The following is a 26,065-nucleotide window of genomic DNA, read 5'->3' as shown; positions in this document are numbered from 1 at the left end:
TTCGCCTCCTGACATCATCCCCCAATCTACTAACATGTTCACATCGTCCTTTTTGAAAGAGGCCAGCCTGGTTTTTATTCTGGCAGCCTGTTCCGCTCCTAAAGCAGAAACCATTAGCACTCCCCCGCTAGAGCAAAACGCAAATCAGTCTGTTGCCGGCAAAGTAGTGCAGGCAACTGTGATTACAGACACGGTTCAGTTTGACTCTGATGACCCCGCCATTTGGGTTAACCCTAAGAATCCCGCAAAGAGCCTCATCATTGGCACCGATAAAGATGCCCAGGGCGGCCTCTACGTTTTTGACCTGGATGGCAAAATTATCCCTGAAAAGACCGTCAAAAACCTGCAGCGCCCTAACAACGTGGATGTTGAATATGGCCTTCTGCTGAACGGCAAGCCCACCGACATAGCCGTGGCTACCGAGCGCATGACGCACAAGCTCCGCATCTTCTCAGTGCCCGACATGAAACCCATTGACAAAGGCGGCCTGGACATGTTTGTAGGCGAAACCACCGAAGGCTACCGTGACCTGATGGGCGTGTCTCTCTACAAAAACAAAGCGGGTAAAATTTATGCCATTGTTGGTCGTAAAGCAGGTCCGCAGGACGGCACGTACCTGTGGCAGTACCTGCTGGAAGATGACGGTACCGGCCATGTGAAAGCTACCCTGGTACGTAAGTTTGGCGAGTACAGCGGCAAAAAAGAGATAGAAGCCATTGCCGTAGATGATGCCCTGGGGTACGTGTATTACTCAGACGAAGGCCTGGGCGTGCGCCAGTATTATGCAGACCCCGAGAAAGGCAACAAGCATCTGGCATTATTCGCTACCAAAGACTTCACCCGTGACCATGAAGGCATCTCCATCTACGCCCTCACAGACAGCACTGGCTATATTCTGGTATCCGACCAGGAGGCTAACCGCTTCATGGTGTTCACCAGAGAAGGAACCGCTTCTAACCCCTATGAGCACCGCTTCCTGAAAAGCGTGAACGTGTCTGCTATCAACAGCGATGGCTCAGAAACCGTGGCAGTTCCTTTAGGGAAGAAGTTCAAGCACGGCCTGTTTGTGGCCATGAGCACAGATAAGACCTTCCATTTCTACCCTTGGGAGGATATTGCCGGAAAAGACCTAAAGATGATCAAATAATGGCCACGTATTCCTAAATCAGTTCACATGAAGGCACAAGCCCGCCTTCATGTGAACTGATTTGATTTAGTGAATCTCGGTCATTACTCAGGCAACGGGCGCATTTTTCAGATGATGGTTCCTGGCATATTCCTCGTCACAAGCTACTGCAGACCCATTTAGAGAACTTACCTGACATCAGCACCAATCAACCGCCGGCTTAAGGCAAGTGTAGATAATCCTGTCACTTTATTCGCTCAAAATGATGGAAGCCCTTCCTGAAAACTTCTGGTTCTAAGATTCAGACGTATCTTTGGCAGAATTTTCTTAAGTCCTTACCCCATCATGCTTTACAGTTTCACCAACGACTACAGCGAAGGCTGCCACCCCAACATTCTTGAGAGATTAGCAGAAACAAATCTTACTCAGCAGGCAGGATACGGAAACGATCAGTTTACTTTGGAGTCGGTGGCCGCTATCCGGAAGCTGTGCCAGAACCCCGAGGTGGATGTGCATTTGGTGGCTGGAGGCACGCTGGCCAACTTGATTGTGATTAGCGCTTTCCTGAAATCGTATGAATCTGTGGTGGCCGCAGAAACCGGGCATATCAACAATCACGAGGCCGGGGCCATAGAAGCTACCGGGCATAAAGTAGAGACGGTTGCCACTCCAGATGGCAAACTCAGTCCGGAATTGATCCAACCTGTTCTGAACAAATTTCCGGAGTACCACACGGTAAAGCCCCGGATTGTTTACATCTCCAACTCCACCGAAATCGGTACCATTTACAGCAAAGAGGAGCTAACCGCACTGTCTGCCTTCTGCAAACAAAACAATCTCTTGTTGTTCATGGATGGGGCAAGGCTGGCAATGGCATTAGCCGCCCAGAACAATGATCTCACCCTAGCCGATATTGCCTCCCTAACCGATATTTTCTACCTGGGTGCCACCAAGTGCGGGGGATTGATTGGCGAGGCCATTGTGATTGGGAACGAGGCACTGCGGAAGAACTTCAAATACTACATCAAGCAGCGCGGGGCCTTACTGGCCAAAGGAAGGCTGTTCGGGATTCAGTACGCTGAGTTGCTGCGAGACAACCTCATGTTTGAACTCGCCCGCCATGCCAATGAGCAGGCTCAGCGCATTGCCCAAAGCCTGCAAGAGCTTGGATACACCTTCTTAACCCAATCTAACACCAACCAGATCTTCCCTATTCTTCCCGATTCCTCTATTGCAGAGCTTTCTAAAAAGTACGGGTTCTTTGTGTGGAAAAAGATGCAGGAAGAATATTCTGCCATCCGGGTGATTACCTCCTGGGCCACTCCGCAGGAATATGTAGACCAATTCATCCAAGACATAAGAGACCTCTCCAGAAAGCTAAAAGAGGAAGCATCTATGTAAGTCAGATTTCCATCTTCAATAGAGCTTTTGAAGCACTTGAACAGCCTTGCAGCATGTATAATCCCGTCATGCCGCAAGGCTGTTTGCGTGTCAGGGGATAAGGCTCTAGTTGATAGTTAAGCTTAATTGATGGAGGATTTTTTTGAACTTACCAGCCTATATCTTGGCATGAGCATGTTCCTCCCAAACACAATTTGCGTTCTATGGCTACAAATCAGGGAAATTGCTATTTGCATCTTTTCAAGGTATCAACTACAAAATACTTCCGCACAACTTCTATCTTAAGAGACTTAAACCCTTAGCTTTCTTCGCCTTATTACTCCCCTAAGTTTCTGTGGAGAACTTGACTTATTCTCTATTTATAGCCTTAAACATTCCATTGGAGCCAAAACCCTACATAGCTCTGATTTTAGCCTACTTTTAAGATTCGAAGCATAAACTACCTTTAGTACAAATTCTTGAAAAAAAGCCTAGAAACTAAGATCTTGAGTTCTCCCCGATAGGAATAGAAACTAGCCTATTACATCTTTTATGGTGTGTTCAATAGCTTATTCTTTCTGCTCAGAGCCTCACATAAAAGTCATATCAAAACCAAGATTATATCAAGTATCAATAGTTTTGAACTATATAAACAAGCTCAAAAAACTTATTGAATTATAAGTATATACATCATAATTTCACAAAGAAGCCCCCAAGCACCAGTTACAACTAATTGACGCATATTGCCTTATACTACAATCAAGCATCAATACACTCAGACTAATTCTTTGTTGAAAAAGCTAAGCTGTCAGCAAAGCACTGTCTCATTCCTTAGAAAGAACCGGCACCTGAAAGGAGGCCATTGATCTTTCTACTTAGCACATGTATTTCAATCCATTAGGTGGCTGCCATGCACTGCTTAAAAATACATTGGTTTTAAAGGCAGGTAATAACTCCATAAAGTAAACATCTCTATGGGCAGAAATTCTACGTTCACTTTTTTATTAGCTTTAGTTTTATCAATCGCGTTCATTCCCGCTTACGCTCAAAAGCCTGTTTATCTAGGAAAGATCAAGGAGGTGGCCGCTTCCTATAAGAAAAAGGCCGAGGCAGCAAACCGGGGCTTGGTTAAGCAGGAAGCACGAATAAGTCATCAGCTAGTTTCAGGCAAACTTTTAAATCTCAGGCTGAAATCAAGTAAGCAAGCAGGCACGGCCCAGCAGTTCTATGGTGAAGTGGTGGATGCACCTTATAGTAACTTCTTCTTAGAGATAACCAACCGTGAAGCCAGGGGAACTATCATATTAAGAGAGCAGAAGAAGCTGTACCGATATTCCTCCACCTCAGATGGCTCCGTTTACCTCACCGAGGAAGACATTGATAAGGTTTTATGCATTGGGTTTCAGGAAGAAAAGCAAACGCTTAGTTCTTCCATCATACAGAATTCCACTGTTGCCGCGGCCACGCCTCTGCTTGAAAGCTTTCCGGGGGCAAGTGCCGTTTTATACCTGGATTTTGATGGACAGACTGTAACCAATACCTATTGGAACTCCCATTTTAACAGTGGCAATCCTATTGTGGCTGCTCCGGCCAACCTCTCTGCATCTGCTATAACTGAAATCTGGAAGATCATTAGTGAAGATTATCGCCCTTTTGGGCTTAATGTGACTACCAGCGAGGCCGTTTTCAACAGCGCGCCTTTGAACCGTCGTATGCGGGTTATCTTCACGCCTACCAACTATTTTTATCCCAATGCCGGGGGCGTGGCTTATGTTGGTTCTTTTACCTGGGGAACTTCCAGAGGAGCAGAACACCCTTGCTGGGTATTTAACTCCTCTATTAAGGGAGCCGGAGATTGCGGCTCCCATGAAAGTGGCCATACACTAGGCTTAGGACACGACGGAAGAACTACTCCTACAGAAGCCTATTTCCAGGGTCAGGATTCCTGGGCTCCCATTATGGGGACTTCCTATTACAGATCAGTAGCCCAGTGGAGCAAGGGAGAGTATTCCTACGCAGACAACACAGAAGATGATTTGTATAAGATAGCCACCATGAACGGCTTCAGCTACCGCGCAGATGACCACGGCAACGTCAACAGCACAGCTACCCCACTCAAAGTTGATGAAAGCGGCAGGATAGTGGAGACTTCCAACAAAGGCATTATAGGCACCAGAACCGATGTGGACGTATTTTCTTTTACTTCCATTGGAGGTACAGTTACGTTGACGGTTTCCCCGAACCCTAATTACCCCAACCTGGATATCCTGCTAACCTTACGGAATGGGGCGAATACAGTGGTAGCCAAAGCAGACCCCACCACCCTGGACGCATCTTTATCGGTCACGCTACCCGCCGGCACGTATTATCTAGCCATTGACGGGACAAAAGGCAGTTTAGGCGCTGATTCTGACTACGCCTCCCTGGGCGAATACACGGTGTCGGGCCTAATCCCCAATGGTTCTCCAAGCATCAGCATCACCTCTCCCACCGCTGGCGCTAATTTCAATGCTCCGGCCAGCTTTTCTATTGCAGCCTCGGCCACCGATACCGACGGGAGCATAACAAAGGTTGAGTTCTTTCAAGGCACCACCAAGCTGGGAGAAGACTTAAGCGCTCCTTATTCCTTCAGTTGGAATGGAGTAGCGGCCGGCACCTATTCCCTCACCGCCAAAGCCACAGACAACTCGGGCAAAACCACTACCTCGGCTCCGGTTACGGTTAGCAGTGTGGTACCAAGCTATTGTGCGGCTACCTATTCCACGGGTTGCTCCGCGGCTGATTTCATCAACAATTTCAGCTTTCATACCTTGGCCAACAACAACTCGGGCTGTAGCAATGGCACCTCACCGGGTTATACAAGCTATGCCCCCACCGGTGCCCTAACCACCACTGTCACCCGAGGGCAAACTTACAGGGTTAGTATACAGTCTGGCGCAAGCTATGCCCAGGGCTTTGGCATCTGGATAGACTATAACAACGATAAAGACTTTGCTGACCAGGGAGAGTTTGTGTATGCAACCCCTTCCTATTCAACAACCGCGTTTGTCACCAACATCACCATTCCGGTTACGGCAAGCGTGGGTTCCATCAGAATGCGGGTGAGAAGTAAATATGAGGCTATTTTCTCCAGCACAGAGTACTGCTCTTCCCTTACCTATGGAGAGGCAGAAGATTACACTATCTCCATTGTAAATACGCCGCCTGCGGTTACGCTCTCCTCTCCTTCTGCGGGATCTTCGTTTACGGCACCGGCCACTATTAGCATGGCAGCCTCAGCCAACGACCCAGACGGCAGAATAACCAAGGTGGAGTTCTTCCGGGGCACCACCAAACTAGGCGAAGATCTCACCGCGCCTTATACCTTTACCTGGACAGGCGTACCTAGCGGAACCTACTCCCTTACGGCTAAAGCCTTTGATAATTCGGCGGCTACTGCTACTTCTACGCCGGTCTCGGTGACCGCGCATCCTTCCATCACCTCAGACACCCAGTGGAACTACCGGTTTGGAGGCTCAGGCAACGACCTGCTTACCGTCATGATTAAGACAACGGATGGAGGCTATCTCCTGGGAGGAACTTCTTCCTCTTCTATCAGCGGGGACAAGACTGAGGACAGCCGGGGCGGGAAGGACTTCTGGATAGTGAAGATTAGCAGCGCCGGCACCAAACAGTGGGACAGACGCTTTGGCGGCACCGCCGATGAGGAATTGAATTCTCTTATTGAAACCACTGATGGGGGCTACTTACTGGGAGGTTACTCTGCCTCTGGCATAGGCGGCGATAAATCTGAGGCAGGCCGGGGAGGAAAAGACTTTTGGGTAGTAAAGGTGAGCAGCGCGGGCACTAAGCTGTGGGATAAACGTTTCGGGGGCTCTGCCGATGAGGACCTGCGCTCTGTTCTTCAAACCCGAGACGGAGGCTACCTGCTGGCTGGCACTTCGCTTTCCGGCGCTGGCGGAGACAAGTCAGAAGTTAGCCGCGGGGGCATTGACTACTGGGTTGTTAAGATCAACAGCACCGGCACCAAATTGTGGAACAAACGGTTTGGGGGCTCTGCCCATGACGAGTTAACGGCCGCGCTTGAGACCGTAGACGGTAGCCTTCTATTAGGCGGATATTCTGCCTCGGGCACCAGCGGAGACCGGAAACAAGCAAGCCAGGGCCTCACCGATTACTGGATTGTGAAACTGAGCAGCACCGGCTCTAAACAATGGGATAAACGCTTTGGCGGAACTGCCGAGGATGTATTGCAAGCGATAACCCCAACTACTGATGGTGGATTCCTGCTAGGCGGTTCCTCTTTTTCTGGAAAAGCAGGCGATAAATCAGAGGACAGTAAAGGCAATAAAGATTTTTGGGTATTGAAAGTAAGCAGCTCCGGCAACAAGGAATGGGACAAAGGAATGGGTGGGATAGCCGATGATGAACTCCGCTCTTTACTTATAACCTCTGATGGCGGATACTTATTGGCCGGTTCTTCTGCGTCGGGTATTAGCGGCGACAAGACAGACGGCACCCGGGGAGGCAAAGATTACTGGGTTGTGAAAGCCACAGAAAACGGCGCCAAACTCTGGGATAAAACCTACGGCGGCGCTTCAGATGAGGAACTTAGAACCATTCTCCAGACCTCCGATGGCGCTTACCTACTAGGTGGACTCTCCGCATCTGGCGTGAGTGGCGACCGAACGCAGCCCACCCAGGGCCTCACCGACTACTGGATTGTGAAAGCAGGTCCCAGCACCAACCAGGCACCTACAGCCTCAGCAGGTGCAGTAGACAAAAGCCCAACCGCTCATTCTCCGGAACACCCAGAAAATACTTTGAGCACGGCACCCAACCCATTCACAGAGAAGATAACGCTGCAATTCAAGCTAGCCCATCAAGATCATGTTACCCTAAAAGTATTCAATGAGCAGGGACTGGAAGTGGCAAGCTTGTATGAGGGCGAAGGCGAAGCAGGAAGACATTACTCCTATGAATGGAATGCGAAGCAGCAAAAGCCCGGGGTTTATATCATCAGGCTAGTGACCACTGCGGGTAAAACAATTCATAGAAAGGTGGTGCTTATTAGATAGCATTTTCCAGGAAGTGGACCCATAGGCGGCTCCAATTCCAATCTCTAGGTGACAAACCTGTTGTTCCCGCAGGAATTATAAAACGGGTGTATTGGCAAAAAGAGGTCAAAAACACCCTTTCAGGGAAATATTATGGGCCTCTGGTAGCCTGCCGGCAGCAACATTCTCATGCCAACCACTTAAGCCCTTTCTCACATTTAATACACTGTTGACACTGCTTTAATCTTGACATAATACTGGTTTAATAGTTTTGATCATCAAAACTATAACCATGAAACATCTAGTTACCCCAAGATTTGGAATTGCTTTAGCCTTTGCGGCAACAGGCTTAGTCTCTGCCTGCAATGACGATGACGCTACAACGGATAACCCTGTTGTTGACTCCGTTGAGCTGAAGAATTACTCCGTGAATCCCTCATTGGTGAAGACGTTGTCAGGGTTTGAGAACGTGAAAATCAATACGCTCATCAGCAGCGATGACAAGCTTCCAGAGTCTCCAGAATTTGTGTTCGGGGCGCAGCCAGACGGTGGCGGGATGATCAAGAACCCCAATGGCGAAGGCTACATCATGTTGAACAACCACGAGATTCTGTTCTCGGTGTCAAGGGTGTACCTGGATAAGAACTTAAAACCCGTAAAAGGCGAGTACATTGTGGATGCCGCTGGCGGAAAGATGCGCTTGTGCTCGGCCACCCTGGCCACACCGGAAGAGCATGGCTTTGGGCCGGTATTCCTGACCGCGGGTGAAACCGACGGAGAATCCATGATCCACGCCATTGATCCGTTCGCGCCGGTGTACAACAAGAAAGCCGACCGCACCCTGAAAGCCTTAGGAAAAGCCAGCGCCGAGAATGCCGTTCCGTTCCCAAAAGACGCCTACGCCGGTAAAACTGCCATTTTCATTGGCGAAGATGAAAGCTCCCGCAAAGGCTTGGGCCAGGTGAACATGTACCTCTCCAACACCGGTGACCTGAACAACGGCAAACTGTACATGCTGCGCCGCACCAACCTGAACGTAGTGGAGACTGACATGCAGGTAGGCCAGGGCTACGATGTGGAGTTTGTGGAATACGACAACGTAAGCACCAGCACTGGTGCTCAATTAGCCGACCAGACAGTTGATAAAAGTGCTATCCAGTTCGCCCGCGTTGAGGACTTGGATTACGGAAAAGGCGGCGGAAACGCCAGCAGAACGCTTTACTTTACCGCCACTGGGGTAAGCCAGTCAGACAAGAGAACTCCGGTGACAGGTCTTACCATGTGGGGCCGTGTGTATAAACTGGAGTTGAATGCCAATGATCCGCTGAAAGGAAAACTCACTCCGTTGATTGACGGCGTGGAGAACCCCGGCAACAGCATTGTGAACCCAGACAATATCTGCGTAACCCAGAACTTCATCTACATTCAGGAAGACGGCGATTCTTACTACGCCGAGAACAAACACGATGGCCGTATCTGGCAGTACAACATTGCCACCAAAGCCTTGAAGCCGATGCTGGAAATGGATCACCGCCGCACAGATGCAACGTTCAACGGCAAGTACAACCCGGGCAACGACCTGAGAACCAGTTCCTGGGAATACGGTGCCATGTATGACATCTCTGACCTGGTGGGTAAACCCGGCACGTTCGTGGTCAATATTCACCCCCACACCTGGACCCACGACAACTTCCGTAACGCCGATGGCAGTGGCCTCACCACAAACAAAGAAGGCGGCCAAACCGTCATTCTAACCGGTGTAGAAAGATAGTCACCAGAAAACAGCAGTTTGTGAGAGCCTTCCGCAGGAAGGCTCTCCTCTTTTTACAAGTAGTAAGATGACATCAGCTAAACCTCTTTTCTTAGTCCTTTTCCTATTGTTGAGCCTTGCTTTCAAAGCTTGTACTCCTTCCGCCTCCAACAACACCAGCCTAAGCGAGAAAGTAAAAACCCGCCTGGTGCATCAGATCGATTCCCTGCAGCACCTGGTGGAGCATGATTTGTTATACGCTGCCCAAAACGGCACTGATGCGGAGGTAAAAGAAGCTTTTCATCAGAGCCGCAATGCCTACAAAACCATTGAATGGTTCACAGAATATTACGCCCCCACCGCCAGCCGGGAAATCAACGGGCCGCCTTTGCCCGAGATAGAAATTGAGGAAACCAAGGTGATGCCACCGGCAGGGTTTCAGGTGATAGAGGAACTTGTGTTTCCGGCTTTGTTAGGAGAAAACCGGCCTGAACTGGTAAGGGAAACCAAATCTTTGCTGTCTTCCCTGAAAAGAACCCAGCGCATTGCCGAAGAGGCTGAATTCACCCCGGCTCACCTCTTAGATGCCTGCAAGCAGGAAATCTTCCGTACCCAAATCCTAGGCATCTCGGGGTTTGATACTCCTTTGTCGCAGGTAGGCATCCAGGAAACGGCGGTGGCCTTAAGCTCTGTCCAGGAGGTTCTTTCCTTCTTGGGCGAGAATGCGCAACTCACCAAACTGTTTGAAAAAGCAACGGCCTTTCTTACTGCCAGCCCCAGCTTCAATGAATTTGACCGGCTGGCGTTCATTACCCGGTACGCAAACCCTATCACCAGAGAGATGGTGCGGTGGCAGCAGGAGATGAACATCGCTCCGCTGGAAAATTCGCTGGCACTAAGCCCCACCGCCACTACCCTCTTTGACGAGAAGGCCCTTAACAGCAACCACTTTGCGGGAAGCCTGGAGGCTCAGGCCACACCGGCCAAAATTGAGTTAGGCAAGGCTTTGTTCTTTACGCCGGTGGCCTCGGGAGGGAACCGTACATGTGCCAGTTGCCATAATCCAGAGTTGGCCTTTACCGATGGCCTCCCTAAGAGCGTCGCTTTGACCAAAGGTAAATTTGTGCAACGCAATGCCCCTACGCTTCTCTATGCCGGTCTGCAGAACGCCCAGTTCTATGACATGCGGTCTCCCACGCTGGAAAACCAGGCCATGGACGTAATGGCTAACAAAGATGAAATGCACACGCCGGTAGAAACGGTTGCCTCTCAACTCAACCAGAAACCTGAAACGGTTTCGGCGTTTAAGAAAGCGTTTCCCGCCATAGAAACCGAGATCAAGCCCCGGCACGTCATGATTGCCATTGCCAGTTACATACGTTCCCTGGCTCCGTTTTCGTCCCGTTTTGACCAATACATGCGCGGCGACACCACCCAACTGAACAGCCATGAGATAAAAGGCTTCAACCTGTTCATGGGCAAAGCCAAATGCGGAACCTGCCACTTTATGCCGCTCTTCAACGGTACGGCCGGCCCCTCATTCGCCAACACCGAGGGCGAAGTGTTAGGCGTTCCGGCCCAGGCGCAGGCGAAAAATCCAACCATAGATCCAGATCTGGGCAGATACGCCCACAACAAAATAGAGGAACTCAAATTCGCGTTCAAGACTCCCACGTTGCGCAACATAGCCAAAACCGGTCCTTACATGCACAACGGGGCTTACCGCACCTTAGAAGAAGTGCTGGATTTCTACAACAAAGGCGGCGGACAAGGCTTGGGGCTATCGGTAGAAAACCAAACGCTGCCCGCCGATCCGTTGAATCTGAGTCAGGACGAAATCAAAGCGATAGTAGCTTTTCTGGGCACCCTGACGGATAAGGAATAGGAAAAACCAAATCCCAGCTTTCCACCTGCTCCTTTTATGTAATCACTTCATCAACCCCTTGGAAGAGTACTCCGCACCCACTCTATCTTTATTGAATCAGTTACGCTGCCTTAAGCTACTTTGCAGAGTAAACCGCTGCTTTCAGAGTCACCCAACCGGGTGACTCTTATTGTTTTATAGCTTTTTATCGATTTCAGTGTATTATTCACAACAAATTAGACAATTTATTATTTAATAAATCCTTATTTTAGAGCAATAGTTGGGGCTTTTATAAAAGTGCCTTATAGGAAAAAGTACATATTCAATATTCTGTAATAGAAACATATAATGAAAAATCCTCAGAAGGTATGCCATAGGCAAATAATAGAGGAGAGAATTTCTGGAATTGCGGCCATTGCAGATCACCTACCAGGGGTAATCATTATTCATAACATCAAGAGAAATCTGACGGTTGAATACATGTCGCCCCGGGGCCTGCAGCAGATAGGAGTCACGTTGGAAGAGTTGCAGCAGATGGGAGCAGAATTCCATACCCGGTTTTTCAATCCATCAGAATCTGCTGACTATGTGCCTAAACTCATCAATGGCTTGCTCCAGCGCAATGACGAAAAAGAAGTTCTCTCATTTTTCCAACACGTACGGTTCAAGGAGCAGGAAGACTGGATGCTTCATCTGAGCACCGTGAAGATTTTCATGCGCGATGAAGACGGGCTTCCCTTACTCACCATTACCCTGGCCATTACCGTGGACCCCATGCATCACTTAACTTCCAAAATCAACCGGATTATTGATGAAAACGCCTTTTTGCGGCAACACTACCAGAATTTTTCCCAATTAGGTTCAAGAGAGCGGGAAGTACTCAAGCTGGTGGCACTGGGCAAAAGCTCCCACGAGATAGCCGATGAAATGTGTATCTCTGAGAAAACGGTGAACACCCACCGCCGCAACATCAAACTGAAACTGGGTACACATTCCTCGTTTGATCTTAACCAGTACGCCCGGGCATTTGATCTGATTTGACCTGGTTGCGTGTGTTTTAGACCTGTTTTCTAAAAAGCAGGCCTAAAACTAAACATGAGGTTTCTATGGATGGCTAAGGAATGATAACCGGTTCCTTGCAGTGCTGTTTTAACCGTATTTTTCTGAAAACAGCTTAGAAACAGAGAAGAAGGTACTTGAAAGCCATTGGCTAGAGCAGCCCTCGGGCTTTAAACTCCAGGTACTTGTTGATGGTATTGATGTTCAACTTGTCTGGGGGCGTTAACACCGAGTGGATGCCGTGGGCGGTGAATTCCTTTACAATCTGGCGCTTCTCATAGGCAACTTTCTCCGCGATGGCTTTGAGGTAGAGTTCCTCCATGGTATCAGCAGGTTTTTCCAACAGCTCGCGCGTCTCGGTGTTTTCAAAGAAGATGACCAGCACCAGGTGGTGTTTGGCCAGTTTGCGCAGGTACGGCAATTGGCGCTTGGCCCCGTTGAGCGTTTCAAAGTTGGTGAACAGCAACAACAAACTCCGTTGTTTAATTTTGGACCTGATGGTTACGTACAGCCGCTGAAAATCGGTTTCCTGGAACTTGGTGGTCTGGTTATAGAGCAGCTCCAGAATCTTCTGTAGTTGGGAGGCCCGGCGCTCGGCGGGCAAGATTGACCCGATCTGGTCAGAAAAGGTGATGACCCCGGCTTTGTCTTCTTTCCGCAGGGCCACATTAGACAGCACCAGCGTGGCATTGATGGCGTAGTCCAGCAGACTCAGTTCCGCGAAGGGCATTTCCATGACGCGACCTTTGTCAATGAGGCAATACACCTGCTGCGATTTCTCGTCCTGGTAGTGGTTCACCATCAGCTCGGCTTTCCGGGCAGAGGCTTTCCAGTTGATGGTGCGCTGATCGTCTCCGGCCACGTACGACCTGATTTGCTCAAACTCGGCGCTGTGCCCCACCTTGCGCATCTTCTTGATGCCCATAGCCGAAAGGTGCTGCGAAGCCGCCATGAGTTCATACTGCCGCATCTGAATGAACGAAGGGTACACCGGCACCTGCTGCCCCTGCCCAAACTGGTAGCGCCGGCGCACCAACTGCAATGGGCCGTTCACCAGCACATTGGTAGCCCCAAAAGAATATACGCCTCGCTGCACCGGCCTCACCTGGTACTCAATCACGTGCGTTTCGCCTTTGGGTACCTGCACCCTGAAACTGGCATCGCGTTTCTGGAACTGGAAAGGCAACTCCTCAATCACCTCCAGCCGAACGGGAAAGCCGTACCGGTTCTCCACATACAAGTACACCGGGTTCTCGCTGCCGTTGGAAAGCTTTTCCTGCATGCTTCTGGAAGCCACCACTCCGTCTGCGTGGCGGAACAGCGCAGCCATGTCTACTCCCACAAACAGCACCAACACCCCAAACAGAACCTTCACCAGAAACAGGAACGCCGGGAAAAAGAAGGCCAGCACAAACAACCCTACCGCCGCCAAGGCAGCGTAGAAAAAGTACTTGGTGAAATACAGGCTGCGGAGAAACTTCACTAGCGCGGAACGTCGGTTTTCTGGATGATTTGCTTGATCACATCGTCTGGGGTGGCACCTTCCATTTCGCGTTCAGGCGTGAGCAGCACGCGGTGGCGCAGCACAGAAGGGGCTAACTCCTGCACATCCTCGGGCACCACAAAAGAACGGTTCCTGATCGCTGCCAACGCCTTGGCACTGTTCAGTAGGGCCAGAGAAGCCCGGGGCGAGGCTCCCAGATACAAAGACTTGTTTGCGCGGGTTTGCACCACCAGTTGGGCGATGTACTCCAGCACTTTAGCGTCTACGTGCACCTCGCGCACCTGTCTGCGGAGCGCGGCTACTTTCTCAGAAGTCAGTACCGGCTGAATCTCCTCCAGTTCCCGCTGCAAGGTGGGCCGTTGATGATGCACCGCCAGAATGGCTACTTCTTCCTCCAAAGAAGGATATTGCACCAGAATCTTGAACATGAAACGGTCCAGTTGCGCCTCAGGCAGCCGGTAGGTTCCCTCCTGCTCAATGGGGTTCTGGGTGGCCAGCACAATAAACGGATCGGCCATGGGGTACAAAGTGCCGTCATGGGTGATCTGCTGCTCTTCCATGACCTCAAACAAAGAGGCCTGCGTTTTGGCGGGAGCGCGGTTGATCTCATCAATCAACACAATGTTGGAGAAGATTGGCCCCGGCTTGAACTGGAACGTGGCCGTGCCCGGATGGAAAACCGAGGTTCCCAACACATCGGAAGGCATCAGGTCTGGCGTGAACTGGATGCGGTTAAAATTCACGTCAATGGTGTGGGCCAGCAATTTGGCCGTCAGGGTTTTCGCGATGCCGGGTACTCCCTCAATCAGCACGTGCCCATCGGCTAAGATGGCAACCAGCAAGAGGTCTATGAAGGCTTCCTGCCCTACAATGCGCTTGCGGAGTTCTTCTTTGATTTGCTGCACCGCCTCCTGTAATCCTGAAAAATCGGCCTGCGGGGCCAGGCCCAACGCGGTGTCTTCTAGTGGTTCCATAATTATATGCTTTAGCGGCTTGCCTGCCGGTAAAAACTCTCTAACATCTTATTTAGCTGCCACAGACTCTTTTCCTCCAGTTTCTCTGAAGTTCTGATGTGGCTGATCAATCTGAATAGCTCTGCAACGTCTGTGCTGTCTACCCCAGATTTGTGGGCAACCCGGTCCTGCAGTTCCTGGTCCAGCACGCTGGTAGACTCGTAGTAATGCAGGCGCAGGTACTCCAGAAAGTAATTGATTTTTTTCTCGGCGATGACGCGGTGGTCACGGTGGTTGAAGTACAGGCTGCCAATGACGCGCACAAACTCCAGCGTGGTATTTCTGGGCTTTTCCAGGATGGGGATAATGCGTTGCGTGCGTTTGCTTTCAAATACCACAAACAGCAGCAAGCTCCCCAAGGCTACGTAGTAGGCCCAGGCCAGGGCATCATGGCTAAGCAACACCCGGAACACGGAATCACTGCCTTCTGCGCCTTGTTTCTGGTACTCGTCCCACCAAACGGGCCGTACGGGCAAGTGCGATAAGGCCAGCGCTACATAGTTGGTTTGCGCCGGATCTATGACATGGTAGTTGGCAAACGCCAGAGGCACCGAGCTCAGGAAGAACTTGCCCTTTCCATAAGGCACCTGCACAAAAATGGTATCGCCGGCGGTATTCTTGCCCAGCACCATGGCTTTGCTGGCAGAATCCAGCGACAAGGTGTTGTTTACCTTATTTCGGGCGTAAAACACCGGCTTTGTTTTCTGTAGTTGCGGGTGGGTGAAGACCAGGCCCAGAGAATCGTTTTGGGCTTTTTTGGAAAAATTGGCGTCAAAACCCAACGCGTCCTCCAGCAAAGGAGAAAACTCGTGCGCACTGATGAAGACATCGTTCCCCTGCTCTACAAACTGCAGAAGAGACGCCAGCCCCAGACTATCAAGCTGAAAGTTGGAATTGACAAAGAGGTAGTTCACGTGCTGCCCGGTGCTATTCTCCACCTGATTTACCAGCGGCAGCCTTACCGATGTCACCGGCTGGTTCTTGAACAAATCGGGTAGCAGTTCATAGAGCACGTAGGTGCCGTACGGGATTTTGTCTTTGTTGGAAAACGTCTGTCGCCAGTCAATGGGTTTGGGGCGGTAGTATTCCACCACTACAAACACGGCAAACAGCAGCCCCAAGCCTAACGCGTATGCTTTGTAGCCTTTCATGCCGCTTTGGTTAAGGACTGGTTGAACTCCAGGAACGATCTGCGTACTGCCTCAAACTTTTGCCCATCCAGGGATGAGCCGCCGTACCACACATACTCAAACAACTGTGTGATGTGCTCAAACGGCCGCCGGAGCGATGATTGGCTCAGTTCATTCACGTAGCTTCGGTTGGTTTTGCCCGGTTTCCAGGAAATAAGCCCTAAATCTGTGAGGCTCTTGAGGGTACGCAGATAGTGTAGCCGGATGGCCCTGCGATAGTCGCCCTGCGCCTCGGCTTCTTCAATCAGCTTGGCAAAATCTATCTCGTGGATGTTCTCGCGGTAAGTGTCAAAAGTAATGGGTGCCGAAGTAGATTTTCTGCCGAACAACCCGGTAAAATCTACCTGCATGAGTTTGAGCACCACAAACACCGTAATGCCAATGGCAAGGGCGTACAGCACGTATTTCCAGAAACTGTCATAAGACTGGGCCTGTAATACCTCAGAGATGTACCGGCCCACGCGCCGCCAAAAACGCTCCCAGAAAGACATATCGGGCCTTACATCCTGCTGGTATTGGAAATCTCTGCTCTCGCGCAACTCCTGTATCTTCTGAGGATCTGGATACCGAATCTGCAAGGGCTGATACGCAGCGGTTTCTTTCTGCGCCGGTACTGCCATACAATTAGCTGTACCCACTGACAAATGCAGAAACAGAGAAAAGAAAAAGATCAGGAGAAAGCGCACAGCCGTTTGGTGGGGTTATTCTGTTTCTACAAAAGATTTGGGTTGGGCACCAATCTGGTTCACCTGCTCCAGCAGCCCGATACCTTCTTTCTTCTCCACCAGGTCAAAGTACAGGAAGGCAATGGCCGTAATGCTGATCACGTACAGCAACAGCCCTACAATGGTGGTAACAGAACTGGCCACGATAAACAGCAGGTCATTACTGCCGCCGGGCAGTTGCAGAATGCGGAGCACGTACACCGCAATGGCCGGCAAAGACGCCACGTAACTGATCACGCCCTGGATCAGGAACGTTACCAGCAGAAACCCGAAAGCAGGCCACCAATAGCCTTTTACCAGGTAAAAGCAGCGCTCCATGGCCTCTACCAGGCTTATTTCTTCCACCAGCATGACCACGGCAAACATGCACAGCGGTACCATCACGTAAATACCCGGCACCACCAATACCAAAGTGGCCAACCCGCAGATAACCAATATCCCTACCGCTGAATACAGCACCGGAATAAAGTTCGCTTTGATAATCTCCCAAACATGGGTCATCTCTACTTTCCCTTGGTTGGCCATGTACTGCAGCATGTAGGAATAAATGGTGAGGCTCAGCAACACAAAGCTCACCAGCGAGAAAAACATACTGATCCAGTAGTGGAGCGAGTTCAGGCTGCTGGCGAACGCGTACGCGCCCCAGGAACCATACTCATAGGCTCCTCTCATCTGGTCTATCTGCGTGCTTTGGTAAATGCCGGAGAAAATACCCGCCAATAGCGCAAATGGCACCACAAAAAAGAGGATGCACTGGCAAAGCGGCTTGAAATTCTGCCGCAGAAAGGTGAAAGTGGCATTGAATTTCTGCCCTAAGTCCCGCTCTTCTCTAAATTCAATGATTTGGTCTCTCATGAGATGCTTTGGCCTGCAGCCAGTAAGGGTAATAGATAAAGTAGAAGACAATCAAAGCCGCCGAGCCCAGGATAATGGAAAGGCTGGCGTACAGGGGCATTTCGGTATGGCGGGTCACAAAACCTTCCAGGAAACCGGCCATCATGAAAATGGGCACCAGACCCACCACCAGCTTCATCCCATCTTTGGCTCCGCGCTTGAAAGACTCCAGGCGGGAGAAGGTTTTAGGGAAAAGTAGGCTATTGCCCATGACAAACCCCGCACAACCGGCAATAATAATGGCCGAGATCTCCAACGTACCATGAATCCAGATGGTGAGCACCGAGGTCAGCAGCAGGCCCTGTTTGTAAAAGAAGTATTGGAAGGCACCCAGCATGATGCCGTTTTGCAGCAAAATCCAAAAAGTACCAATAGAAAACACCGCTCCCATCACAAAAGCAGTGAAGGCCACCTTAATGTTGTTGTAGGTGATGAACAGGAACATGCTGGTTTCATCGGCTTTCTTGTAGACGGCCATGGGATCACCTTTTTTGATGTTCGCCAGGGTTTGGTTCACGTAATGGTCACCAAGAATCAGCCGCACGAAGGTATCATCGTACGCCGCTGATATAGCTCCAATAAAGCAGGCTGCCGAAAAAATCAGGAAGGCGAAAAACAACTGCCGGTGGTACTGCCCCATGAGCAAAGGCAGTTCCTGTTTCCAGAAAAGCACAAAGCGGTTGGTTTTCTCTTTCTTGTTGCGGTAAATAGTCTGGTGCACTTTGCCGGTAAGGGCGTTCAGGTACTCGGTGTTGTCAGACTCAGGATAGAACGTGCGGGCGTACGAGAGATCATCGGTCAGTTCAATGAACCTATCAGCTAGCTCATCTGGATTGGAGGTGGGCTCAGAGGCATACCGCTTCCATTTGGCAGAGTTCTGTTTTATAAAAGCGGCCTCACGCATGCCTGGTGTTTTTGTTTCCTACCAAATATATCTAACTTAGGGAAGTTACAAAAGCAGTTTGATTTTTTAAATGGACACCATCAAGATCAAAACCACGCAGAACGTGGAGGTGGAATACCCAATCGCCAGCATAGGCGACCGAATCCTGGCGTACTTAATCGACTCTGTAGTGCTTGGTGGGTGGATTCTGGTCTGCTTTTTTGCCATTGCCTTTTTAGTTTCCTCCAGCCCGGGCAATACTGTACTGACGGTTATCCTGGGGGTAATTGCCGCTATTCCTTTTCTTTTCTACCACCCCATCTGTGAGATCTTCCTGAACGGCCAAAGCATTGGGAAAAGAGCGAAAGACATTAAGGTTATCAAACTAAACGGGCAGTCTCCCAGCGTGGGCGATTACCTGCTCCGGTGGCTTCTCAGGATTCTGGACATTACGTTCTACGGCCTGGTGGCTATTGTCACTATTGCGGTGAATGGCAAAGGGCAGCGCCTGGGCGATCTGGCAGCCGGCACCTGCGTGATCAGAACCACGGCCGTAAAAAGAAGAAATCCTTTCCAGGTGAAACTGGAAGAAGATTACGTCATTGTTTTCCCGGAGGTATCGGTGCTGTCAGACAAAGACATGGCCCTGATCCGGAAACTGCTGGCCAAAGCCATTGAACACAAAAACGAAGTCCTGCTTACCCGCATTGCAACCCGAGCCAAAGAAGTGATGGGCGTACAGCCTGATATAACGGACAGGGAATTCCTGAAAACGGTCATCAAAGATTATCACCACCTTACCGCCAACATGGAGGTTTAGCCTAATAATGGCATATTCCCATTTGGGTTCTAGGCTTCCTCTATCAGGTTGGGCTTCACGCCATTTTCATTCAGGTGAAACGGAATGATGCTGATAGACCCGTCTTTTTCCAGCACGGCGTACTTGATCTGGCTCATGTTCTCCAGGCCCTGCGTTTTGCGGGCGGCTTCCAGAATGTCGTCTTCCTGCAGGCGGGCTTTGTCCATCCGGTCTTTTAATGGCTTTCCGTTCTCCAGGATAATGAGCGGAATTCCGTTGACTATGCTATCCAGAAACCTGAACCTGTTGGTGGCCAAGGATACCATTATGTCTGCGAATACCAGCGTTAAGATCACCAGGAAACTTCCGGTAATGGACTTGTCATCATCTACCAGGGCATTCTGCACGGCTTCACTTATAATGAGCAGCAAAACCAGGTCAAAAGCGGTCATTTCCCCTAAGGTACGTTTGCCCGCCATGCGCAGAATAATGAAGACCAGGACGTAAACAATCAGGGCCCGTAACACAATTGACTCCATAACAGCTGAGTTTGGTTTAGAAGTAGATAAATTGATTAGCGGTCATCTGCGCATTGCCAACAGATACCTCTAAGTGCTGTGAGCCCATTTTCATAGGAACCAGGTAGAAGGTGATCAATCCTTGCTGAATAGAATTGAAGGTATAGATCAGGGTGTTGTCTTTTATTTCTACGGAGACCGGCTCAGGAATAATCTGGTCAATTCTTACTTTCCTGATGTAATCATTGTTGATGCTGATTTTTGCTTCCTGCCCTAAATCACCCACGGTAATCAACAACTCGGTGCCTTTCTCTACCCGCATGAACTTGTTGTACTCAAACTGAACACCGTTGGCCGTGTAGGTTTTATCGCTAAGCAACCCGCGCCCAAAAAGGCCCAGCGCTGCCCCAGCCAGTATCAGGCCCATCAACATCCAGAATACCCGGAAAGCCTTCCACTCTTTCTTCTGAAACGCATAGAAGTCCTCCGCCAATCTTATATCCTTGTCCATACCCGAAAAGATTAAGTAACCATCATTCTAGAGTGTTACCCGCTTCTTGGGTTAATGTTGCTTTTCACCGGTTTATTTACAGGTGCTGCTACTGCTACAGCCTTGTTTTAAGACTTTTTTCTGCAAAACGCCCAAGAAACACCTGGCTACCTAACAGGTATAAAATCTTCCTTTCGCCTGAAGACAATTGCAAACTGCCGCAAACGAAAAAGAGGTGTTTTAGCCTTGTTTTGGAGAAAACGGGGCTAAAACACCTCTGCAGAAAGCCAGAATGCTTTTACTAGATCAGTTCTAATGCGTCAGTTTAAACCATTCAAACCCGGCGGTTTGAGAGGCCGGGCCTTTCGCTACCATGCCTACCCGCACGCCGCGGTCCCAGGGCGGTAAAAAGGAGCCGTTGATGGCAGTTCCATTGTTCATCTGGTTCCAGTTGGTGCCATCGGTGCTCCAGGCAAACTGCAACTGATCGCCATTGGTGGTGGTTAGCCTGAACTGAAGGTTGCCTTGGGTAGAGACCGAAGCCTTGTCTATCACCTCGGTTTTGTTTCCTTTGGTAGACCACAACTGGATCTCACCATTAGCCACCGAGATACCCACGGCATTCTCCGGATCGCCAATGGCCGCCAAGCCCGCTGATACGCCCTGGCCTACCATCTTTTGGTTCAAAGCGGTGGTTGCGGTATATTCATTCTGGATGGTCCGCTGCGAAAGCACGTTCCCCACTTTATCCGGCGAGGCCTGCAACAGCAATCTTCCGCCGTTTCCTGTCTGTAACGAGTAGGTAGGCGTTTTCTCTACAAACCATTGCCACGATTGCGGCAACCTGCTGGCCGTAAACTCTTCCTGCACATCCAGAATCTCGGCCCGATTGGTATTGTAAGGCGCTTTGGCGGTCAAAGAAGGAGAGTTGTTCTGGAACGAAGGCCACCCATCGGTTCCCCAGATGATCTCATCCAATAAGCCTTGCCGGCCCGGATACACGGTGCTCTTGGTGCTGTAAGCGTGGTACATGAAGTAATCCCGGCCTTTACCATCAGAAACCACCGTGCCGTGGCCGGGGCATTTCCACTCCTCGTTTTTCTTCATGATGGGGTTATTGGCGTATTTTTCCCAAGGACCTCGCAAATCCTTCGCGCGGGCCACTCCTACGCCGTACGTACACTCGCGGCCACAGCAGGCATCACCGGCGTAGAACAGGTAGTAGTAGCCGTTACGCTTGACCAGGGCCGGACCTTCTACCAGGCCGCCTTCCCAGGTGCCTTTCTCGTTCCGGAACAGCTCAAATTTCTCGCCTAGCAGAGCGGTTCTTTCCTCGTTCATGCGCTGGCCCCAGAGCGGCGTTGGCTTGCCCACGCTGTTGGCGTCTTCTTTCCAGATGAGGTACAGTTCGCCTTTTTCGTCCCGGATGGGAAACCCATCAATGGAACCCACTTCCTGGCAAACCAAAGGGCCCAGATCAGTATAAGGACCGGTTGGCTTGGTGGCGCTGGCTACGCCTACGCACAGGTTGCCGCCTTTCTTTTTGGCCGTGTAGTAGATGAAGTATTTGCCGTTGTCATAGGTAATCTCGGGGGCCCAGAAATGCGCCTCGGCCCAGTCTGGTAACTTGTTGGGGAACACGTGCCCCACGGTTTCCCAGTCTACCAGGTTCTTGGAGTGCAGAATTGGGTACAATGGGGCCCACTCAGAAGACGTGGCAGTGGCCCAGTAATCGTTCCCCACCCGGATGACCGAGGGATCTGCGTAGTCGCCGGGCAGTACCGGGTTGGAGAAGGTGACCGCCGGCGTGTTGGCGGCTGGGGTATCAGAAGCACTTTGGGAAGTGGTGCCTTTGTTAACATTACATCCCAAAGCCAGCAAGCTGACGAAACAAATTGAAAGTAAGTTCTTTTTCATAAGCAGAAGAAAGGCCTGGTGAATAAATTATTTCTGAACCGAGAATTGATACATACTACTGGTTCTATACGTATCTCCGGGCTTAAGAACGGTAGACGGAAAGGTGGGCTGGTTAGGCGCATCGGGGAAATGCTGGGTCTCCAGGCAGAAAGCGGTTCTGAAATCATCTTTGCTGCCGCCTTTGAAGGTGTTCTTGCTCTGCATGAAGTTTCCGCTGTAGAACTGCAGCCCTGGTTCCTGCGTGAGCACTTCCATCACAATGCCGCTTTTGTCTCCCACCACTCTGGCGGCTCTATTCAGGCCGGTGCCCTGGTTTTTGTTCAGCACGAAGTTGTGGTCATACCCCTGCCCGTTCTTCAACTGCTCGTTCTGGACGTTGATGCGGGCCCCGATAGCGGTGGGTTGCCTGAAATCAAAAGGCGTTCCGGCTACGGGCACAATCTTGCCGGTAGGGATGAGCGTGGCATCTACGGGCGTGTAAGAATCGGCGTTGATCTGCAGGGTATGCCCTAAGATGGTGCCGCTGCCCTCCCCGTTCAGGTTGAAGAAGGCGTGGTTGGTGAGGTTGACAATGGTGGTCTTGTCAGTGGTGGCCTCGTAGTCCATCTTCATCCCGTTGTCATCCGTGAGGGTGTAGGTAACTTTGGTGGTTAAGTTACCCGGGAATCCTTCTTCCATGTCTTTAGACAGGTAAGTGAAAACAATGGTCTGGTCATTGGTTTGCTGCGCATCCCACATCACGTACTGGAAGCCTTTCTTCCCGCCGTGCAGAGTGTTGGGGTCATTGTTGATGGGCAGCGTGTATTCTTTGCCCTCCAGGGTGAACTTACCCCGGGCAATACGGTTCCCGACCCGCCCGATGGTAGCCCCAAAGTAAGGCTCGGTGGCGGTTTCATACTCAGCGGAGCTGGCCATGCCCACTACCACATCGGTTAGCTTGCCGTTTTTGTCCGGCACCTGCAAACTTACCAGGCGTCCGCCGTAGTTGGTGAAAGTGGCTTTCACGTTGTTTTTGTTGATGAGGGTGAACAGCCGCGCCTCGGTTCCGTCTTTCAGTTTCCCGAAAGACTCGCCTTTGAAAGTAGTGTTCGTACTGTCTGTAGTAGCGGAGGTTTGCTCAGTGCCAGAGGTCTGCTGCTCGTTTGCTTCTTGTTTGGTAGAACAAGCCGATAAACCCACCGCGGAAATACTTCCCAGAAGCGATAAGGACAGAACAGCCTGCTGCAATGCTTGTTTTTTCATAGTTTGATGGTTGGCGCTGGAAAGCGCTTGTTTGTAAAAGTTTATTTCTGACCAGACGGCACCGGAACAGGCACCCCTGCCGGAATGGGCTGCCCGAAAACCGGGTACCCATCTGCAGACCAGGTGAATTTCTGCATCCTGATGTCCCGCTGCCAGCCCGGCGTGGCCGATTTCTTGGCATGGTACAGAATCCAATCTTCAGTGTTGTCCGGCGAGGTGGTGAAACTGCAATGCCCTACGCCCAACACCTGCTCCGTTCCCTCAAACACTGGCCCGCTGGATTTAACCCAGTTACCGGGCTGCATCGGGTCTGCCAGGGTATCAGAAAGAGTGAGTTGCCCTAGCCGGTACTCCTTCAGCCAGGACTCGCGGGTAGAATAAATCACGAAGGCTTTCTCCCGCTTCTTCAGCAGCTCGGGCCCTTCGTTCAGGTCCAGTTCGCCGCCGGTTTCCCAGGGTTGCGTGGGCGAGGAAATCTTCACCCGGTTAGAGCTGATGGTCCACGGGTTACTCATTTTAGCGATGTACAGGTGCTGCTTGGTTTTGTCTGTGGGGGCATTTTCTTGCCACCCCGACCAAATGGCGTATAGCTGCCCGTTCAGGTAAAACGGCGACAAATCAATGGCCCATTTCACGGTGCTGGGGTCTGACAGGTTATCGCCGGTGTATAGCATGCCTTTGTCAACGTACGGCCCAAACGGACTGTCGGTGGTTGATTCCAACACCCCGGAGCGCTGATGGATGTACGGCCCGCCCGGCTCTTTCCCGGCGGTGTAGTAGATGTACCACTTGCCTTGCAGGTAATGAATCTCAGGAGCCCAGATGTTGTGCGCGTTCCAGCCCGTGGCTGGTGCTTGCCAGACGGGTACCCTTTCGCCTAACTGGGTGAGCTTGTTTGACTGGGAAACGTAAATTCCTTTATTAGCCGATCCGCAGGAGTAATAGATACTGTCCTTTTTAAGCACCCAGGGATCAGCGCCATTGGCAATGGGGTTGGTGAAGTATTGGGTTACTTCTTTCCTGGTTTGAGTATCGGCAACGGAAGGTTGTACCGCGGTGGTCTTACACCCCAGCAACCCAACCTGGCAGATACCTACTACCAAAAACTTAATTAAACTTTGCTTCATGCTTCCTTGAATCGCTTACCATCTGCTGGCAAGTATATCTCAAACTTTCCTTTTTGTGACCGGCTGGCCAGCACCCTGTCAACTTGTTTGTACAAAATCCTGCTTTCTGTTTCTGGACCATCTTTAAAGAAATGGGCCAAAAACAGAAAGCAGGACTTATTGTGCTTGTATGAAGTACGTACTTGATTTTCAGCAACTCATACCTATTTTGATTTACCTGGATGCGGTTGCCTGAACGGCGGTCATGCTTTTGATCAGTTCTACTTCTTCCTGGCTGTAAGGCGTGCCGTCTTGCCGGAAAATGTCATGGAACCATACTTTAGGCTCACTGGTGTACTGCTTGTCCCAGCTATCCCAGGGGTAAATGGTTTGGGTCTTCCCATTTACAAAGCCCCAGTTGATCATGCCTACGTTGTATTTCCTGGCAATTGGCAATGAACTCTGGAAAGTACTGCCATTTGGCCGGGCCATGTACTCTGTGCAGATCAATGGCTTACCGTAGCGCTGTAACCAGGTAATACGTTTTTCCAGCTCCTGAGGCCCATCATAGTTATGGAAAGTGATCACATCAGATTGCTCAATCATCACTTTCTGAATGGCCGTTAAACTATCATGGCTAGACCAGTTCCCTTTCCAGACAGCAGCGGTTACCGGCTGAGAAGGGTTGGCAGAACGAGCCCATACAAAGGACTTCTTCAGCAAAGGCAGAACATAGTCTAACTTATTAGGCAGCTCCTGCTTTCCGTAAGCAGAGCCTTCGTTCAGGTTGTAAGGTTCATTCCAGATATCCCAGGCCAGAACCCGTTCATCCTTGGCAAACTTCCCGATCACTCCTTTCACGTACCTTTCCAGGCGCGGATACTGGGTAGAATCTTGCAGGACTGCAGAACCAGGGCTTTGCACCCAACCCGAGTTATGCACATGGGGCCGAGGGTCACGCTGCTTGCCCAACTTTGGATGCGGATCCCAGACAGAGTCAAAAATCACCAGCATGGGTCTGATGTTATGGCGCTCCGCGATGTCCAGGAAAGTGTCTATTCTCTGCAGGAAGCCGGCTGAGTCTTGCTGATACAGCAGGTCATGCAGATACACCCTGGCCGTGTTCATCCCGATGGACTCCGCCCAGCCCAGTTCCCGGTTAATGGTGGCCGTGTCAAAGGTTTCGGCCTGCCACATTTCCATTTGGTTAATGGCCGTACTAGGCGAGAAATTTGGCCCGATCAGGAAGCCTTGCTTGCCGTACCATGCTTTCGCCTCCTCTTTCGTCCAAACTGCCCTGGGCTTAACGGCTTTGTTTTCGGCCTCCTTTCTAAAACAGCCCTGGGTAAAGAGGCAAACCACCAGTGCTAGCAAATACAGTTTAGTATGCTTCATGGGTACTGTGTTATTGGAATCTTGTTTGGTTTGAATGAAAACAGGCTCTGTTCCTAAGCCCAAAAGCAACGCTGTTTTCTTCCTGGTTTCTGAGAACAGGGCTTAAAACAGAATATGCCTGAGAGAAAGAAGCCCGCCCTTTTGGGACGTAGC

Annotated in this window: 19 protein-coding genes; 7 read left to right on the top strand and 12 right to left on the bottom strand. The window is 50.6% G+C overall.

The annotated features are described in order from the left end of the window. Nucleotides 1-34 precede the first annotated feature (34 nt). The 6 genes from JT719_RS15235 to JT719_RS15210 all read left to right on the top strand — a co-directional run bounded on the left by JT719_RS15235 (nucleotide 35) and on the right by JT719_RS15210 (nucleotide 12,218). Nucleotides 35-1,147 carry a phytase gene (locus JT719_RS15235; protein WP_207434176.1) on the top strand — a complete coding sequence of 371 codons (1,113 nt, stop codon included), beginning with the start codon at nucleotides 35-37 and terminating at the stop codon, nucleotides 1,145-1,147. A 324-nt stretch (nucleotides 1,148-1,471) separates the two neighbouring features. Further along, nucleotides 1,472-2,527 (top strand): threonine aldolase family protein, encoded by a 1,056-nt coding sequence (locus JT719_RS15230; RefSeq protein WP_207434175.1) that lies wholly within the window; start codon nucleotides 1,472-1,474, stop codon nucleotides 2,525-2,527. A gap of 1,217 nt (nucleotides 2,528-3,744) precedes the next feature. Next, the gene (locus JT719_RS15225; RefSeq protein WP_207434174.1) at nucleotides 3,745-7,584 is read left to right on the top strand and encodes an Ig-like domain-containing protein; all 3,840 of its coding nucleotides are present in this window, start codon (nucleotides 3,745-3,747) and stop codon (nucleotides 7,582-7,584) included. A gap of 271 nt (nucleotides 7,585-7,855) precedes the next feature. Then, the gene (locus JT719_RS15220) at nucleotides 7,856-9,334 is read left to right on the top strand and encodes a PhoX family protein (protein ID WP_207434173.1); all 1,479 of its coding nucleotides are present in this window, start codon (nucleotides 7,856-7,858) and stop codon (nucleotides 9,332-9,334) included. A gap of 67 nt (nucleotides 9,335-9,401) precedes the next feature. Further along, on the top strand, nucleotides 9,402-11,198 hold the full coding sequence (locus JT719_RS15215) for a cytochrome-c peroxidase (RefSeq protein WP_207434172.1): 1,797 nt from the start codon (nucleotides 9,402-9,404) through the stop codon (nucleotides 11,196-11,198). A gap of 327 nt (nucleotides 11,199-11,525) precedes the next feature. Further along, on the top strand, nucleotides 11,526-12,218 hold the full coding sequence (locus tag JT719_RS15210) for a PAS and helix-turn-helix domain-containing protein (protein WP_207434171.1): 693 nt from the start codon (nucleotides 11,526-11,528) through the stop codon (nucleotides 12,216-12,218). A gap of 169 nt (nucleotides 12,219-12,387) precedes the next feature. On the opposite strand, the gene JT719_RS15205 is transcribed toward JT719_RS15210, so the two are convergent. From JT719_RS15205 to JT719_RS15180, 6 genes are all read right to left on the bottom strand, one after another. Further along, nucleotides 12,388-13,719 (bottom strand): DUF58 domain-containing protein, encoded by a 1,332-nt coding sequence (locus JT719_RS15205; RefSeq protein ID WP_207434170.1) that lies wholly within the window; start codon nucleotides 13,717-13,719, stop codon nucleotides 12,388-12,390. Next, nucleotides 13,719-14,714, bottom strand: a complete 996-nt coding sequence (locus JT719_RS15200) for an AAA family ATPase (RefSeq protein WP_207434169.1) — start codon at nucleotides 14,712-14,714, stop codon at nucleotides 13,719-13,721. Before JT719_RS15200 ends, JT719_RS15205 begins: the two co-directional genes overlap by 1 nt. A gap of 11 nt (nucleotides 14,715-14,725) precedes the next feature. Continuing rightward, nucleotides 14,726-15,904 carry a DUF4350 domain-containing protein gene (locus JT719_RS15195; RefSeq protein ID WP_207434168.1) on the bottom strand — a complete coding sequence of 393 codons (1,179 nt, stop codon included), beginning with the start codon at nucleotides 15,902-15,904 and terminating at the stop codon, nucleotides 14,726-14,728. Beyond that, the gene (locus JT719_RS15190; protein ID WP_207434167.1) at nucleotides 15,901-16,563 is read right to left on the bottom strand and encodes a DUF4129 domain-containing protein; all 663 of its coding nucleotides are present in this window, start codon (nucleotides 16,561-16,563) and stop codon (nucleotides 15,901-15,903) included. The genes JT719_RS15195 and JT719_RS15190 overlap by 4 nt, the downstream gene beginning before the upstream one ends. A gap of 81 nt (nucleotides 16,564-16,644) precedes the next feature. After that, the gene (locus tag JT719_RS15185) at nucleotides 16,645-17,523 is read right to left on the bottom strand and encodes a hypothetical protein (protein WP_207434166.1); all 879 of its coding nucleotides are present in this window, start codon (nucleotides 17,521-17,523) and stop codon (nucleotides 16,645-16,647) included. Beyond that, nucleotides 17,504-18,466: a stage II sporulation protein M gene (locus tag JT719_RS15180; protein WP_207434165.1), complete on the bottom strand. Its 963-nt coding sequence runs from the start codon at nucleotides 18,464-18,466 to the stop codon at nucleotides 17,504-17,506. Before JT719_RS15180 ends, JT719_RS15185 begins: the two co-directional genes overlap by 20 nt. A 70-nt stretch (nucleotides 18,467-18,536) precedes the next feature. Between JT719_RS15180 and JT719_RS15175 the strand changes: the two genes are divergently transcribed. Continuing rightward, on the top strand, nucleotides 18,537-19,265 hold the full coding sequence (locus JT719_RS15175; RefSeq protein ID WP_207434164.1) for an RDD family protein: 729 nt from the start codon (nucleotides 18,537-18,539) through the stop codon (nucleotides 19,263-19,265). Nucleotides 19,266-19,294: 29 nt separating this feature from the next. Here the strand turns inward: JT719_RS15175 and JT719_RS15170 are convergent, their stop codons facing one another. The 6 genes from JT719_RS15170 to JT719_RS15145 all read right to left on the bottom strand — a co-directional run bounded on the left by JT719_RS15170 (nucleotide 19,295) and on the right by JT719_RS15145 (nucleotide 25,912). Beyond that, nucleotides 19,295-19,783 carry a DUF421 domain-containing protein gene (locus tag JT719_RS15170; protein WP_207434163.1) on the bottom strand — a complete coding sequence of 163 codons (489 nt, stop codon included), beginning with the start codon at nucleotides 19,781-19,783 and terminating at the stop codon, nucleotides 19,295-19,297. Nucleotides 19,784-19,799: 16 nt separating this feature from the next. Next, nucleotides 19,800-20,273, bottom strand: coding sequence for a hypothetical protein (locus JT719_RS15165; RefSeq protein ID WP_207434162.1), 474 nt, complete (start codon nucleotides 20,271-20,273; stop codon nucleotides 19,800-19,802). Nucleotides 20,274-20,564: 291 nt separating this feature from the next. Further along, the gene (locus tag JT719_RS15160; RefSeq protein WP_207434161.1) at nucleotides 20,565-22,169 is read right to left on the bottom strand and encodes a family 43 glycosylhydrolase; all 1,605 of its coding nucleotides are present in this window, start codon (nucleotides 22,167-22,169) and stop codon (nucleotides 20,565-20,567) included. Nucleotides 22,170-22,196: 27 nt separating this feature from the next. Further along, complete coding sequence (locus JT719_RS15155) at nucleotides 22,197-23,411, bottom strand: aldose epimerase family protein (protein WP_207434160.1); 1,215 nt, start codon at nucleotides 23,409-23,411, stop codon at nucleotides 22,197-22,199. A 41-nt stretch (nucleotides 23,412-23,452) separates the two neighbouring features. Continuing rightward, nucleotides 23,453-24,538 carry a glycoside hydrolase family 43 protein gene (locus tag JT719_RS15150; RefSeq protein ID WP_207434159.1) on the bottom strand — a complete coding sequence of 362 codons (1,086 nt, stop codon included), beginning with the start codon at nucleotides 24,536-24,538 and terminating at the stop codon, nucleotides 23,453-23,455. Nucleotides 24,539-24,751: 213 nt separating this feature from the next. After that, nucleotides 24,752-25,912, bottom strand: coding sequence for a cellulase family glycosylhydrolase (locus JT719_RS15145; RefSeq protein WP_207434158.1), 1,161 nt, complete (start codon nucleotides 25,910-25,912; stop codon nucleotides 24,752-24,754). Nucleotides 25,913-26,065 lie beyond the last annotated feature (153 nt).

The sequence above is a fragment of the Sabulibacter ruber genome (assembly GCF_017355955.1).
Lineage (GTDB): Bacteria > Bacteroidota > Bacteroidia > Cytophagales > Hymenobacteraceae > Nibribacter > Nibribacter ruber_A.
Note: the sequence above shows the minus strand (reverse complement) of the source record. Positions and strands in the feature narration are given on the sequence as shown.

Excerpts from the sequence above, each read along its gene's own strand:
- JT719_RS15220 (WP_207434173.1), top strand. The coding sequence starts at position 7,856 with ATGAAACATCTAGTTACCCCAAGATTTGGAATTGCTTTAGCCTTTGCG.
- JT719_RS15180 (WP_207434165.1), bottom strand. The coding sequence starts at position 18,466 with ATGCGTGAGGCCGCTTTTATAAAACAGAACTCTGCCAAATGGAAGCGG.
- JT719_RS15155 (WP_207434160.1), bottom strand. The coding sequence starts at position 23,411 with ATGAAAAAACAAGCATTGCAGCAGGCTGTTCTGTCCTTATCGCTTCTG.
- JT719_RS15175 (WP_207434164.1), top strand. The coding sequence starts at position 18,537 with ATGGACACCATCAAGATCAAAACCACGCAGAACGTGGAGGTGGAATAC.
- JT719_RS15165 (WP_207434162.1), bottom strand. The coding sequence starts at position 20,273 with ATGGACAAGGATATAAGATTGGCGGAGGACTTCTATGCGTTTCAGAAG.
- JT719_RS15150 (WP_207434159.1), bottom strand. The coding sequence starts at position 24,538 with ATGAAGCAAAGTTTAATTAAGTTTTTGGTAGTAGGTATCTGCCAGGTT.
- JT719_RS15145 (WP_207434158.1), bottom strand. The coding sequence starts at position 25,912 with ATGAAGCATACTAAACTGTATTTGCTAGCACTGGTGGTTTGCCTCTTT.
- JT719_RS15230 (WP_207434175.1), top strand. The coding sequence starts at position 1,472 with ATGCTTTACAGTTTCACCAACGACTACAGCGAAGGCTGCCACCCCAAC.
- JT719_RS15195 (WP_207434168.1), bottom strand. The coding sequence starts at position 15,904 with ATGAAAGGCTACAAAGCATACGCGTTAGGCTTGGGGCTGCTGTTTGCC.
- JT719_RS15185 (WP_207434166.1), bottom strand. The coding sequence starts at position 17,523 with ATGAGAGACCAAATCATTGAATTTAGAGAAGAGCGGGACTTAGGGCAG.
- JT719_RS15170 (WP_207434163.1), bottom strand. The coding sequence starts at position 19,783 with ATGGAGTCAATTGTGTTACGGGCCCTGATTGTTTACGTCCTGGTCTTC.
- JT719_RS15190 (WP_207434167.1), bottom strand. The coding sequence starts at position 16,563 with ATGGCAGTACCGGCGCAGAAAGAAACCGCTGCGTATCAGCCCTTGCAG.
- JT719_RS15200 (WP_207434169.1), bottom strand. The coding sequence starts at position 14,714 with ATGGAACCACTAGAAGACACCGCGTTGGGCCTGGCCCCGCAGGCCGAT.
- JT719_RS15215 (WP_207434172.1), top strand. The coding sequence starts at position 9,402 with ATGACATCAGCTAAACCTCTTTTCTTAGTCCTTTTCCTATTGTTGAGC.
- JT719_RS15160 (WP_207434161.1), bottom strand. The coding sequence starts at position 22,169 with ATGAAAAAGAACTTACTTTCAATTTGTTTCGTCAGCTTGCTGGCTTTG.
- JT719_RS15235 (WP_207434176.1), top strand. The coding sequence starts at position 35 with ATGTTCACATCGTCCTTTTTGAAAGAGGCCAGCCTGGTTTTTATTCTG.
- JT719_RS15210 (WP_207434171.1), top strand. The coding sequence starts at position 11,526 with ATGAAAAATCCTCAGAAGGTATGCCATAGGCAAATAATAGAGGAGAGA.